The organism is Antrihabitans stalactiti (genome assembly GCF_012932915.1).
Lineage (GTDB): Bacteria > Actinomycetota > Actinomycetes > Mycobacteriales > Mycobacteriaceae > Antrihabitans > Antrihabitans stalactiti.
Genome location: NZ_VCQU01000001.1, coordinates 208,850 through 222,302, shown reverse-complemented (window position 1 = coordinate 222,302; position 13,453 = coordinate 208,850). Strand labels below are relative to the sequence as shown.

The 13,453-nt window shown below is 64.5% G+C and carries 12 protein-coding genes; 9 read left to right on the top strand and 3 right to left on the bottom strand.

Annotation, left to right across the window (positions count from 1 at the left end):
* Positions 1-30 precede the first annotated feature (30 nt).
* From hisS to FGL95_RS01065, 6 genes are all read left to right on the top strand, one after another.
* Positions 31-1,305 (top strand): histidine--tRNA ligase, encoded by a 1,275-nt coding sequence (gene hisS / locus FGL95_RS01090; RefSeq protein WP_169584333.1) that lies wholly within the window; start codon positions 31-33, stop codon positions 1,303-1,305.
* The gene (locus FGL95_RS01085) at positions 1,292-1,918 is read left to right on the top strand and encodes a hypothetical protein (protein WP_169584332.1); all 627 of its coding nucleotides are present in this window, start codon (positions 1,292-1,294) and stop codon (positions 1,916-1,918) included. Before hisS ends, FGL95_RS01085 begins: the two co-directional genes overlap by 14 nt.
* 85 nt (positions 1,919-2,003) lie before the next feature.
* Positions 2,004-3,125, top strand: a complete 1,122-nt coding sequence (gene sfnG / locus FGL95_RS01080; RefSeq protein ID WP_169584331.1) for a dimethylsulfone monooxygenase SfnG — start codon at positions 2,004-2,006, stop codon at positions 3,123-3,125.
* The gene (locus tag FGL95_RS01075; protein WP_169584330.1) at positions 3,122-4,342 is read left to right on the top strand and encodes an SfnB family sulfur acquisition oxidoreductase; all 1,221 of its coding nucleotides are present in this window, start codon (positions 3,122-3,124) and stop codon (positions 4,340-4,342) included. The genes sfnG and FGL95_RS01075 overlap by 4 nt, the downstream gene beginning before the upstream one ends.
* Positions 4,343-4,386: 44 nt before the next feature.
* Positions 4,387-5,535: an LLM class flavin-dependent oxidoreductase gene (locus FGL95_RS01070; RefSeq protein WP_169584329.1), complete on the top strand. Its 1,149-nt coding sequence runs from the start codon at positions 4,387-4,389 to the stop codon at positions 5,533-5,535.
* An 86-nt stretch (positions 5,536-5,621) separates the two neighbouring features.
* A complete protein-coding gene (locus FGL95_RS01065) occupies positions 5,622-6,620 on the top strand; it encodes a malate dehydrogenase (protein WP_169584328.1) in 999 nt (332 codons plus the stop codon).
* Here the strand turns inward: FGL95_RS01065 and FGL95_RS01060 are convergent.
* Both FGL95_RS01060 and FGL95_RS01055 read right to left on the bottom strand, forming a co-directional pair.
* Positions 6,607-7,842, bottom strand: a complete 1,236-nt coding sequence (locus FGL95_RS01060) for a hypothetical protein (protein ID WP_169584327.1) — start codon at positions 7,840-7,842, stop codon at positions 6,607-6,609. The genes FGL95_RS01065 and FGL95_RS01060 overlap by 14 nt on opposite strands.
* Complete coding sequence (locus tag FGL95_RS01055; protein WP_169584326.1) at positions 7,839-8,165, bottom strand: type VII secretion target; 327 nt, start codon at positions 8,163-8,165, stop codon at positions 7,839-7,841. Before FGL95_RS01055 ends, FGL95_RS01060 begins: the two co-directional genes overlap by 4 nt.
* Before the next feature lie 172 nt (positions 8,166-8,337).
* On the opposite strand from FGL95_RS01055, the gene FGL95_RS01050 reads away from it, so the two are divergent.
* The 3 genes from FGL95_RS01050 to FGL95_RS01040 all read left to right on the top strand — a co-directional run bounded on the left by FGL95_RS01050 (position 8,338) and on the right by FGL95_RS01040 (position 12,424).
* Positions 8,338-9,354 carry an Rv2578c family radical SAM protein gene (locus tag FGL95_RS01050; RefSeq protein ID WP_169584325.1) on the top strand — a complete coding sequence of 339 codons (1,017 nt, stop codon included), beginning with the start codon at positions 8,338-8,340 and terminating at the stop codon, positions 9,352-9,354.
* 86 nt (positions 9,355-9,440) lie between these two features.
* Complete coding sequence (locus tag FGL95_RS01045) at positions 9,441-11,366, top strand: 2-oxoacid:acceptor oxidoreductase subunit alpha (protein WP_169584324.1); 1,926 nt, start codon at positions 9,441-9,443, stop codon at positions 11,364-11,366.
* Positions 11,363-12,424, top strand: coding sequence for a 2-oxoacid:ferredoxin oxidoreductase subunit beta (locus tag FGL95_RS01040; RefSeq protein WP_169584323.1), 1,062 nt, complete (start codon positions 11,363-11,365; stop codon positions 12,422-12,424). Before FGL95_RS01045 ends, FGL95_RS01040 begins: the two co-directional genes overlap by 4 nt.
* Before the next feature lie 2 nt (positions 12,425-12,426).
* On the opposite strand, the gene ypfJ is transcribed toward FGL95_RS01040, so the two are convergent.
* Positions 12,427-13,326, bottom strand: coding sequence for a KPN_02809 family neutral zinc metallopeptidase (gene ypfJ / locus FGL95_RS01035; RefSeq protein WP_169584322.1), 900 nt, complete (start codon positions 13,324-13,326; stop codon positions 12,427-12,429).
* Between the last annotated feature and the right edge of the window lie 127 nt (positions 13,327-13,453).

The following is a 13,453-nucleotide window of genomic DNA, read 5'->3' as shown; positions in this document are numbered from 1 at the left end:
CTTACTGGCTGCTCGCCGTACCCTGTCAACGTGAACAAGCCGAGCACCTTTGCGGCCCCGAAGGGGGTACCCGACTACGTGCCACCGGCGTCGGCGGAGTTCGTCGCAGTCCGGGACGGCCTGACGAAGGCCGCGCGGCTCGCCGGTTACTCGCACATCGAACTGCCCGTCTTCGAGGACACATCGCTGTTCGCGCGCGGCGTCGGCGAATCGACGGACGTGGTCAGCAAGGAGATGTACACCTTCGCCGACCGTGGCGATCGCAGCGTCACGTTGCGCCCCGAAGGCACCGCCGGTGTGATGCGCGCGGTCATCGAGCACGGTCTCGACCGCGGTCAGCTTCCGGTGAAGTTGAGCTACTCGGGTCCGTTCTTTCGCTACGAGCGGCCGCAGGCCGGGCGTTACCGGCAGTTGCAGCAGGTGGGTGTCGAGGCCATCGGCGTCGACGATCCGGCGCTGGACGCCGAGGTCATCGCGGTGGCCGACGCCGGATTTCGCGGGCTCGGACTCGACGGATTCCGGCTGGAAATCACCTCCCTCGGCGACGACACGTGTCGTCCGCAGTATCGGGAGTTGTTGCAGGAGTTTCTGTTCGGACTGCCGTTGGACGACGAAACGAGGCGCCGCGCGGAGATCAATCCGTTGCGTGTTCTCGACGACAAGCGTCCCGAGGTCAAGGCGCTGACCGCCGATGCGCCGCTGATGATCGACCACCTGTCCGAGTCGGCGAAGGCGCACTTCGACGAGGTACTCGGGCACCTGGACGCGCTTGGCGTCGCCTACACGGTCAATCCTCGGATGGTCCGTGGCCTCGACTACTACACGAAGACCACGTTCGAATTCGTCCACGACGGTCTGGGTGCACAGTCGGGAATCGGCGGCGGCGGCCGCTACGACGGTCTGATGGCTCAGCTTGGCGGGCAGCCCCTTTCGGGCATCGGGTTCGGCCTCGGCATCGACCGAACGATTCTGGCGCTGACCGCGGAAGGCAAGACAGCCGGGGAAGTTGCCCGGTGCGAGGTATTCGGTGTGCCGTTGGGCGATCAGGCGAAGGCCAAGCTCTTCGTCGTCATTTCGCAATTGCGCGCCAAGGGAATTCGAGCCGACATTTCCTACGGCGGTCGCGGGGTGAAGGGTGCGATGAAGGCTGCCGATCGCTCGGGCGCGCGGATCGCGTTGGTGCTCGGCGAACGCGACCTCGCCGACGGCACGATCGGGCTGAAAGATCTCGGCACCGGAGAGCAGCAACAAGTTTCGCTGGACACGATCGTCGAGACCGTAGGAGCCCTCGTTGGCAAGCGCTGACACGATCCCGCTGAATCTGCTTTCACCAGCTCAAATAGCGCCGCGGCTGCTCCGGACCGCGGCGCTGTTCGCGCTCGGTGGTGTCGTTGCCGGATTCGTGGCGTATCTGTTCGTACCGGCAATGATCGCGATCATCATCGGTCTGGTGGTCGGCCTGCCCGTCGTCATCGTGATCCTGCTCACGCTGCGTGCTCGAATAATGTTGTCCGGAACTGTGATTCATGAGCGCCGGGCCTTCTTCTCGCACAAGGTCGACGTCGCCGAGGCCGTCACCGTCGAACTGTCGGTCCGTGCGGCACGAGTGAATCTGGTCATTCTCCGGATCGGTGACGGTCGCAACTTCGTGACGATCCCGCTCGCCATGTATCTCGACGACGCGGGTCGCGAGCTGCCGGTTCGGGCGCTGCGCGGCGTGGCCGACGCGCTCGATGCCAGCGAACTGGTCCCTGCCGCGGCGATGGCTTCCGTTCTGGTGCAACAGCTTCGTGCCGAGGCTCGGGACGCGGTACTGGGGGAGCGTCCGCTCTATCGCGCCATGCGTCTCGCCCTCGACGCCGCCCGCAGCTCTGAGACGACGCTCACCGACGCCGAGGTTGCCGGGCTGGTCGACTGACTCGACCGTCTGTGCTGTCAAGGGTTTCACTCGTGCAACGCGCATGGGTTGGGTGATTCGCTTCCGGTCGCGAGACTCGTCGACTATGAGTACCGAACGCATCGCAGACGAGATCAAGTTCGCCTACTGGGTGCCGAATGTCAGTGGCGGCCTCGTCACGTCGACCATCGAGCAGCGCACCAGCTGGGATTACGAATACAACAAGAAGCTCGCGCAGACGGCCGAGAACAACGGCTTCGAGTACGCGCTGAGCCAGGTCCGCTACGAGGCGAGCTACGGCGCCGAGTACCAGCACGAATCGACGAGCTTCAGCCTTGCTCTGCTGCTCGCGACAGAGCGGCTCAAGGTCATCGCCGCCGTACACCCCGGCCTGTGGCAGCCGGCCGTCCTCGCGAAGCTCGGTGCGACCGCAGATCACCTGTCCAACGGGCGATTTGCCGTGAACGTCGTCAGCGGCTGGTTCAAGGACGAGTTCACCCACCTCGGCGAGCCGTGGCTCGAGCACGACGAGCGCTACCGGCGCAGCGCCGAGTTCTTGCAGGTCCTGCGCAAGATCTGGACCGAGGACGAGGTCGACTTCCGTGGCGATTTCTACCGAATCCACGACTTCACCTTGAAGCCGAAGCCGCTCAACACACCTGAGCGACCGAATCCGGAACTGTTCCAGGGCGGCAACTCTGCGGCCGCCCGCCAGAATGCGGGCAAGTACTCGGACTGGTACTTCAGCAACGGCAAGGACTTCGACGGCGTCACCGAGCAACTCATCGACGTGCGGGATGTCGCTCGCGCGCACAAGCGTGAAGTGAAATTCGGGCTCAACGGCTTCATCATCGCTCGCGACACCGAGGCCGAGGCGCGTGACACGTTGCGCGAGATCATCGAGAAGGCGAACAAGCCTGCGGTGGAGGGCTTCCGCGGAGCCGTGCAGCAAGCAGGCGCATCGACGGCCGACAAGAAGGGGATGTGGGCCGACTCCACGTTCGAAGATCTCGTCCAATACAACGACGGATTCCGTAGTCAGCTCATCGGCACGCCCGAGCAGATCGCCGAGCGCATCGTCGAATACCGCCGTCGTGGCGTCGACCTGATCCTCGGCGGGTTCCTGCACTTCCAGGAGGAGATCGAGTACTTCGGTGCGCGAGTGCTGCCGTTGGTTCGTGAACTGGAAGCCGACCAAGAGCGCGAGCTGGAGCCGTTGCTCGCATGACCGCATTCCTCGACGCCGCACTGGTTTCCAGTGCGGCAGAGGCGGTCTCGGTTGCGCGGACGCTTGCGCAACGGTTCGCGATAGACGCTGCGGACCGGGATCGAGAGCGTCGACTGCCTGCGGCCGAGATCGACGAACTGTCACGGTCCGGGATTTACGGCGCCACCGTGCCTGCCGAGTTCGGCGGCGCGGATATTTCGCCGTCGGCGCTTGCCGAGGTGCTGCGGACTCTGGCGACGGCAGACCCGAACATTGCGCAGATCCCGCAGAGTCACTTCGTGTACGTCCAGCTGTTGAAGGTCGCGGCGACCACGGAACAGCAGCGTTTCTTCTTTGCGGAAGTTCTGCGCGGCAGGCGGTTTGCCAATGCGCAATCCGAGCGTGGCGGCAAGACGCTCACCGACATCGCCACGACGTTCACGCCGGACGGGTCGGGCGGATTTCGGCTCGATGGCGAGAAGTATTACTGCACTGGAACGCTGTTCGCGCATTGGATTCCGGTGTTGGCGCGGTTGCACGATCCGCGACGCCTCTCTGCTCTACCGGCAGGGGACTACATCCTCTACGTCCCGGCAGACGCTGCCGGCCTCACCGTGGTCGACGACTGGAACGGGCTCGGTCAGCGACTGACCGGCAGCGGGACGGTGACGTTGAACGATGTTGCGGTGCAACCGGAATGGGTCGTTCGACGCTCGCCGGCATTCGACGGTCCGACAAGTTACGGTGCGTTCGCTCAATTGCTGCACACGGCAATCGATGTCGGCATCGCGCGCGCAGCGCTCGACGACGCCGCCGAGTTTGCGCGGACGAAAAGCCGACCGTGGTTCGAGGCGAAAGTCGATCGGGCCATCGAGGACCCACTGCTGGTCCAGCGATTCGGCGAATTGGCCGTCGCAGTTGCCAGCGCGGAGGCGACACTCGAGACCGCCGGTCGCGCGGTCGATCTCGCGTTCGCTGAACCGGACGAGCAGCACGCCTCAGCTGCGTCGGTCGCTGTGGCAGTGGCGAAGATCGTCGCCGAGAAGAGCGCCATGGTGGTGTCGGCGGCGTTGTTCGAGGTCTCCGGTACCCGTTCGGCCGCGGCGGATCTCGATCTGGATCGGCACTGGCGCAATGCCCGCACGCACACCTTGCACGACCCGGTGCGCTGGAAGTACCAGCACATCGGCCGGGTCGTGCTCCACAACGAGCCGCCGCCTCGGCACGGCTTGATCTGACAGGACTGAACAGACATGTGTTGTACCAACATTGGAGTGCTCCGATGACCCTGAAGTTTCACTGGTTCCTGCCGACCTACGGCGATTCACGCAACCTCGTTGCCGGCGGGCACGGGACGTCGATGTCGGGCGACCGAATTGCGGACCTGCGTTACCTGAACCAAATCGGTTCTGCCGCAGAAGACAACGGTTTCGAGGCCGTGCTGACGCCTACCGGCGCATGGTGCGAAGACGCGTGGCTCACCACGGCGATGATGGTCGAGACGACCGAGACGCTGAAGTTTCTCGTAGCATTCCGGCCTGGTTTGCTCAGTCCGACGCTGGCCGCGCAGATGGCGACGACCTTCCAGTGGCAGTCACGCGGGCGGTTGCTGCTCAACGTCGTCACCGGCGGCGAGAAGCACGAGCAGGAGGCCTACGGCGACTTCCTGAGCAAGGACGAGCGCTACGAACGTTGCGGCGAGTTCCTCGATGTCGTGCGCCAGTTGTGGACATCGCCGACACCGGTCACGTTCAAGGGCAACCACATCCACATCGAGCAAGCCGCACTCGGCAGGCAACCCGATCCGGTGCCGCCGGTGTTCTTCGGTGGGTCCTCGGGGCCGGCAGGTCCGGTCGCGGCGCGCTACGCCGACACCTACCTGACGTGGGGCGAACCGCCCGCCGCGGTGGCGAAGAAACTCGAATGGATTCGCGGGCTCGCCGTCGACCACGGTCGAATGCTGGACTACGGCTTGCGAATTCATGTGATCAGCCGCGATACGTCCGAGCAGGCGTGGGCCGAGGCGGACCGACTGCTTGCCGCGATCGACCCCGCAGCAGTCGAACGGGTGCAAGCAAGTCTCGCTCGGAGCGAATCCGAGGGTCAGCGGCGGATGCGCGAGTTGCACGGCGGCAGCACGGACCGGCTCGAGATCGGCCCGAACCTCTGGGCAGGCGTCGGACTGGTCCGCGGTGGCGCGGGAACGGCGTTGGTCGGCTCGCACGAGGAGGTTGCGGACCGCCTCGCCGAGTACGCGAGCCTCGGCATCTCACATTTCATCCTGTCCGGGTACCCGCACCTGGAGGAGGCGTACTGGTTCGGCGAGGGAGTGCTCCCGATTCTCGAGCGACGCGGCCTGTGGCGGCACCCGACTCGACCGGCGCAGGTCTCCCACTCGTCGGTCCCGTTTGCGGCGGCGTCGACGAGCTGAGAGCACTCTCACAGGCAATCTGGCTGCCAGACTGGTCGGCCGACTTAATACAGTTGGGGGAGTCGGCTAGCAGGGAGGGCATCGCTGTGGGTACTACGCCAGTCACCGTGACCGTTACCGGAGCATCCGGTCAGATTGCGTACGGGCTCCTGTTTCGGATCGCGGGTGGGGCGATGCTCGGTCGGGATGCACCGATTCGGCTGCGGCTCCTCGAGATTCCGGCTGCCGTCGCGTCGCTCGAAGGTGTGGCCATGGAGCTCGAAGACGGGGCGTATCCACTACTTTCGTCGATCGACATCACCGACGACCCCAAGGTTGCCTTCGAAGGCGCGAACATCGCGCTCCTCGTTGGCGCACGTCCGCGAACGAAGGGCATGGAGCGGTCGGACCTGCTTGCGGCGAACGGTGCCATCTTCACCGACCACGGTTCGGCGATCAACGCGGTCTCCGACGACGACGTCAAGGTTCTCGTCGTCGGCAACCCCGCCAACACGAACGCGCTCATCGCGATGAACAACGCTCCCGATGTGCCACGGTCCAGGTTCACTGCGCTCACTCGGCTCGACCACAACCGTGCGATCGCGCAGCTGGCGAAGAAGACCGGCGCCGCAGCGGCCGACATCGAACGGGTCGCGATCTGGGGCAACCACTCGAACACCCAGTACCCGGACCTGTTTCACGCCACGGTCGCTGGGCGGCCGGCGTTGGAGGTCGTGGACGACCCGGACTGGCTCGAGCACGATTTCATCCCGACCGTGCAGGAACGTGGCACCGCGATCATCAAGGCCCGCGGTGCGTCGTCCGCCGCAAGTGCGGCCAACGGCGCGATCAATCACGTCCGTGATTGGGTCCGGGGAACGGACGGCTCAAACTGGGTGTCGATGGCTGTCTGCTCCGACGGTTCCTACTCGGTGCCGGAGGGCTTGATCTCGTCGTTCCCTGTGACGTGTACCGACGGCGAATACACGATCGTTCCGGGCCTCGACATCGCTGAGTTCTCCCAACAACGCATCTCCGCGTCGGTCGCCGAACTCGAACACGAGCGGGCGGCAGTCGAAGAGTTGGGCTTCGTCAAGCCTCGGTGACGCCGTTGTTCTCCTCGGAGATGTCGGCTCCGATGACGGGGGAGACGACCGTGCCGAGATCACCGACCACGTCGGTCCGGTTGACGGCGTCGACGAAATAGCTCTGGTTCGATCGGTGCTCGTCGTTGCCTGCGCGCGCGCCGGCCATCGGCATCATGCCTGCGCCGGTGCCGAGTCCAGTCGAGCTGACGTTCGGCGCGGCCGCCGTGGAGGCATGCGTGTTGGCAACCGACGCGGCGTGCGTTTCCGTGGTTCCCGGCTGACTGATCGTTCCCGGCTGCAGATTTTTCTGCGTAGTGGCTGACGGGTCGGATGATTTTAGGCTCGACGAGTTCTGGGTCGGACTGACACCGGCTTGAACCGTCGTCGCCAGCTGAGGGGCGGTGGTGGTCGCCTTGGACAGGTCGGCCGTCGCCTTGGACGGGTCCGTAGTGGTGGATTTGTTCGCCCCCGGGACGAAATCGAGCACCACCTTGGAACCGGCATTCGCAGTCGTGATCAGTGGCTTTCCGACGTTCGTCAGAATCGACTTGACCAGCGTGAAGGGCGTTCTGGTCGATGACGCCGCGTTCGTGGGCGTTCCGTTGGTCGCGACCGGCGCTGGAGTCTCGACCTTTTGACCGGCTTCTGTCATCTGCGCTGTCTGTGTCGTCATGCTGGCACGAGTGCCCTGCACGACTTCCAGTGCTGCGGAGATGTGTTCGGCCGCGGCGGCCATGATCATCGCCTGGCCGGGAGGAGTCCAGATCACCGGCGCGGCGGCGGCCGCAGTCGCGACGAACGACTCGGCGATGGTTGCGAGATTGGCATTGCCCGCGGCAACGGTCGCCGTCGCATTCGTCGTCAATCCCGAGATCTGGGTGGCCTGCGCGTTCACCTTGTCGCCTGACGCGACCGCCGTCTTCGAGGTTTCTGTCGCGTTGGTCCCCGCATTGCTCGACCATTCGGAATCGAGCACGGTTGTTGCGCCGGTTGCCAATTCGAGCGCGGCGTTCATGAATGCGGTCGAGTCGGTCAGAATCGTGGACGGATTCAGGTTCGCGAGATACCCGGTGCCGAAGCTGCTCCACGCGTCGTTTATCGGCTTCAACAGCTGATCGACAGTAGGGATTGTCGGCAACGGGAAGCCCAGGAGATTCTCGAGCTGCTGCTGAGGAGTCAGCGCCGGCGTGGTTGGAGCTGTGACAGTGGATGCCGTCGATGCATTGCCCTGGGTGCTCATGCCGTCACCGTGCCCTGCGCAGCAGAGTTGAGTGCAGCCGTCGTGGCATCGTCGGTGCCTTGGTAATTCGCGGCCGTCTCGTACGCCGCTACCGCGGTAGAGCTGAAGTGGGTCGCGAGCTCGGCTACCGACTGGGCGTGATTGGTCTGGGCTTGGGCGAAGGCGGCCAGAAAGTCGGCGCCTATCAGTCCGAGTGCGGGCGTCAAGGCCGCAACGTTGGCGGCCAGGTCGTACGCACCCGCGGTAGCGACCTGGGCGGCTGCCTTCGCCGCCGAGTCGCCGAATTGCTGAATACCGGCTAGGTGCACGGTCAGATCTGTCATTTGTGTTGCCCCCCAATTTTCGTCAGCGCGACGACAATCCGCCCCGCATATGTGCTTGACGCCCCCGCGCCCCCTCGGGTCAATATAGCGGACGGCGCAGTGATGATGGTGATGAACTGCACTTCGGCGGCGTCGCCTTGACACAGGATAGAACGCATGTTCGACTTTAGCCATGCGGTGGCAAGGCCAGCTCTTGGGTGCGGACGAGGGTGCGTTGCCCGGTCTGGAGCGGTCCGGCCTCGTCCGTAGTGTGCAAACGCCAGAGTTCGAGGGGATCACGTTTCATGAGGTGCTGTGCAAGAGCGCCCTCAACAAGATGCCCGTCGAGTCGGAGCTGCCGTTCGGTTGGACGATAAATCCGATGCGAGGCTGCTCGCACGCGTGCCGGTACTGCTTTGCCAGACCGACGCACGAGTATTTGGAGCTCGATTCCGGTCGCGATTTCGATACACAGCTAGTGGTGAAGACCAACATCGCGGCGGTGCTTCGCCGCGAACTCGCCCGCCGATCCTGGCGTCAGGAAACGGTCGCGCTCGGTACGAACACCGATCCGTACCAACGCGCCGAGGGGCGATATCGGTTGATGCCGGGCATCATTCGTGCGCTCACTGAATCGCGGACGCCCTTCTCGATCCTCACCAAAGGCACCTTGTTGCGGCGCGACCTGCCGCTGCTCACGTTGGCGGCGCAGCATGTCGACGTACGTATCGGCGTCTCGTTGGCCATTCACGACCACGCGTTGCAGAAGGAGATAGAGCCGGGTACGCCGTCGCCGAAGGCACGGCTGGAGCTCATCCGGTCGGTGACCGACGCGGGGTTCGCTGTCAACGTCATGGTCGCACCGGTAATTCCGTACCTGACCGACTCGACAAGTCACCTCGACGGATTGCTCGCCGCGATCGCCGATTCGGGCGCGGTCCGCGTGACGGCATTTCCGATGCACCTGCGCGGCAGCACGCGCGGATGGTTCATGTCATGGCTGGGTGCCGAGCACCCTGCTTTGGTGCGAAAGTACCGCCAGCTCTACGACCGTGGCGCGTACGTCACACCCGAATACCGGACGTGGCTGGCCGCTCGCCTCGAACCGCTGTTACGCAAACACGGTCTCGCCGAACGGTCTTCGAGTGCCTCGATGCCTGCGCCCGACATCGTCGTTGCGAAGCCCGACCCGGCCTTGACCCTGTTCTGAGTGTTCGGCGGTGTTGCTTGGCAGCGTGTGTCGACCGTCACGTAGCGTGGATTCAAGTGGGTTGATTCCCGAAAGGCGGAAAGCCGATGACCCTGGAGGTCGGCGCTACGAAGCTGGAGCGGGTCGTCATCAGGTTCGCAGGCGACTCGGGCGATGGCATGCAGCTCACGGGCGACCGTTTCACGCACGAAGCTGCCGCATTCGGCAACGACCTGGCGACGCAGCCGAACTTTCCGGCCGAGATCCGCGCACCGCAAGGGACGTTGCCGGGTGTCTCGTCGTTCCAGATCCAGATCGCCGACTACGACATCCTGACCGCGGGCGACCGCCCCGATGTTCTTGTCGCCATGAATCCGGCGGCGCTGAAAGCCAACATCGGTGATCTGCCTCGCGGAGCGACGATCGTCGTCAACATCGACGAGTTCACCAAGCGGAATCTCACCAAGGTCGGCTATGGGACGAATCCCCTCGACGACGGATCGCTGGACGAGTACGTGCTGCACAAGGTCTCGATGACCACTCTCACCCTCGGCGCCGTCGAGGCTGCGGGCTTGAGCAAGAAAGACGGGCAGCGCGCGAAGAACATGTTTGCGCTCGGTCTGCTCTCGTGGATGTATCACCGTCCGATCGGTGGGACCGAGCGGTTCATGCGCGAGAAATTCGCCTCGAAGCCCGACATCGCCGAAGGCAACATCCTCGCTTTCAAAGCCGGCTGGAACTACGGCGAGACCACCGAGAGCTTTGCCACCACATACGAAATCGCTCCCGCGGCATTGCCGACCGGCACCTACCGGCAGGTCACAGGCAACACTGCGCTGGCGTACGGAGTCATCACCGCCGGCCAGCTCTCCGGGCTGCCGGTTTTCGTCGGCACCTACCCGATCACTCCCGCGTCGGACATCCTGCACGAACTGAGCAAGCACAAGAACTTCGATGTCACGACGTTTCAGGCCGAGGACGAGATCGCGGGAATCGGTGCGGCACTGGGTGCTTCGCTCGGCGGCGCGCTCGGTGTGACGAGCACGTCCGGTCCGGGGTTAGCGCTGAAGAGCGAGACGATCGGCCTCGCGGTGATGACGGAGCTGCCGCTGCTGATCATCGATGTGCAGCGCGGCGGACCGTCGACGGGCCTCCCGACGAAGACCGAACAGGCGGACCTGCTGCAAGCGCTGTTCGGGCGCAACGGCGAGTCACCGGTCGCTGTTCTGGCCCCGCGGTCGCCGGCGGACTGCTTCGACGTCGCTGTAGAAGCCGCGCGAATCGCGCTGGTCTACCGCACACCGGTGCTCCTGTTGTCCGATGGTGCGATTGCAAACGGCTCCGAGCCGTGGGCAATCCCGTCGACCGCTGACCTGGCACCGATCGACCCCGGGTTCGAGCCGGCCCCGGATGCAGACTCGGCGCCGTTCGAGCCCTACGCACGCGATCCCGAGACCTTGGCTCGGCCGCTCGCGGTGCCGGGGACGAAGGGTCTGGAGCATCGGATCGGTGGATTGGAGAAGGCGGACGGCAGCGGCAACATCTCCTACGATCCAGCGAACCACGAGCTCATGACGCGCCTGCGGCAAGCGAAGGTCGACGGGATTGCGGTGCCGGACGTGGTTGTCGACGATCCGAACGCTGACGCAGACCTGCTCGTCGTCGGGTGGGGGAGCAGCTACGGACCGATCGGCGAAGCATGTAGGCGGATCCGACGTACGGGCCGTTCGGTCGCACATGTGCACCTGCGGCACCTCAACCCGTTCCCGGCGAACCTCGGCGAGGTACTCCGCAACTACCCGAAAGTGATTGCGCCCGAGATGAACTTGGGCCAACTCACCTTGTTGTTGCGAGCGCGCTACCTCGTCGACGTGCAACCGTGGACGAAGGTGGCCGGCCTGGCGTTCTCGGCAGAAGAGCTGACCGAAGTGATCGACGCAGCGCTCGACGGGTCGCTGGGCGATCTCGAGGCCGCCAAGTCCAGGTCCACGCGAGCGCACGCGACCTATCGCAATGGAGCTGCACAGGGATGACGACGAGTGATCTGGAGCTGACGTCCTACACCGGAGTACCGACGACGGACCTTCCGCTCAAGGCGAAAGACTTCACGTCCGACCAGGAGGTCCGTTGGTGCCCGGGCTGCGGCGACTACGTCATCCTGGCGACGGTCCGTAGTTTCCTGCCCGAACTCGGCTTGCGCCGCGAGAACCTGATGTTCGTCTCCGGGATCGGGTGCGCGGCCCGCTTCCCGTATTACCTCGACGCCTACGGCCTCCACTCGATTCACGGTCGCGCACCGGCCATCGCGACCGGACTTGCGGTGACGCGCCCGGACCTGTCGGTCTGGGTGGTGACCGGCGACGGCGATGCGTTGTCGATCGGCGGCAACCACCTGATCCACGCTCTGCGGCGCAACATCAACGTGACGATCCTGCTGTTCAACAACCGCATCTACGGCCTGACGAAAGGTCAATATTCCCCGACGTCGGAGGTCGGCAAGGTCACCAAGTCGACGCCGATGGGCTCAGTGGACCACCCGTTCAACACGCTGTCGCTCGCGTTGGGTGCCGAGGCGACGTTCGCCGCCCGAGCATTGGACTCCGATCGCAAGGGCCTGACCGAGGTGCTGCGCGCGGCAGCGGCACACCGCGGTGCATCGTTCGTCGAGATTCTGCAGGACTGCCCTATCTTCAACGACGGCTCGTTCGACTTATTGCGCAAAGAAGGTGCGGAGCAGCGGCTGATCCACCTGGTCCACGGTCAGCCCATCATTTTCGGCAATGATGGCCAATTCTGTGTTGTGCGAAAAGGTTTCGGGCTCGCGATCGCCGCGACAGCCGACGTCGCGGCGGACGACATCGTGGTCCACGACGCCTACACCGACGATCCCGAATACGCCTACGCGCTCTCGCGGTTGTCGGATCAGGACCTCAACCACGTCGTCAGCGGCATCTTCCGCAGCGTCAACCGCACCACCTACGACGATGCGGTCCGCGCCCAACTTGACCTCGCCCGCGAACGCAAACCCGTTGGGCCGGATTCGTTGCAGCAGTTGCTCAACGGCCGCGAAACCTGGACCGTCGGGCCCTGACCCTAGGGGTTGTTCAGATCCCGTGCGTCGTAGGTGTTGCAGGCGGCGACGTCACCAGTTTTGTAGCCCGAGAGGAACCACGCTTGGCGCTGGTTCGATGCGCCGTGCGTCCATTTCTCCGGATTGACTCGACCGGTAGCGGCCTTCTGAATGCGGTCGTCACCGACCGCGGAGGCGGCGGAGAGTGCGGCGTTGATGTCCTCGTTCGTGAGCTTCTTCAAGAACGGCTTGTCCTTGCCCGGCGCGTTCATCGTATCGGCGAAATGTGCCCAGATGCCGGCATAGCAGTCGGCCTGCAGTTCCGTGCGGACCGCGCCGGACTGTGGACCCCGGGGGTCGTCCTGGGCGCGGCCGATGTCACCGAGCAGGTTCTGGATGTGGTGGCCGATCTCGTGCGCGAGCACGTACTCCTGTGCGAGCGGACCGCCGCTGGAACCGAACTGTGTAACCAGCACGTCGAAGAAGCTCGTGTCGATATACGCGACCGAGTCGGCCGGGCAATAGAACGGGCCGACCTCGCTGGTCGCCTGGCCGCAACCGGTGTTGACCGCGCCGGAAAACAGCTCGACCTGCGGCTTCACATATTTCGTCCCAGTTTGCTTCGGCAATTCGACTGCCCAGATTGCATTCAGGCTGTCGCGTGTGAACAGCATGCGGCAGCCGACGTCGCGGTTGGCGTCGGCGCCGGTCTGGCACGTGGGGTCACTGGTCGAGCCGTTGTCGCTCGAGCTACTGGAATCGGTGCCGAGCAGCGCTCCTGGATCGCCGCCCAGAAGGAGCGTCACCACAAGGATCAGCAGGCCGCCGACACCACCGCCCAACGCGATCTTCGGGCCCCGTCCACGGCCTCCTGTGGAGTTCGACTGACTCGAGTCGATCTGCATGTCCTCGTTGAAGGTCATCGTCTTTACTCCCTGCAAACAGCCCGGTCTGTGAGCGTAGCGAGCCATGTCATCGTCGCTGCCGCGCTACAGCTTTGCATGTCCGGACCGATATCGGTTTCGGGTCGGGGCAATTGGCTCCGTAGGA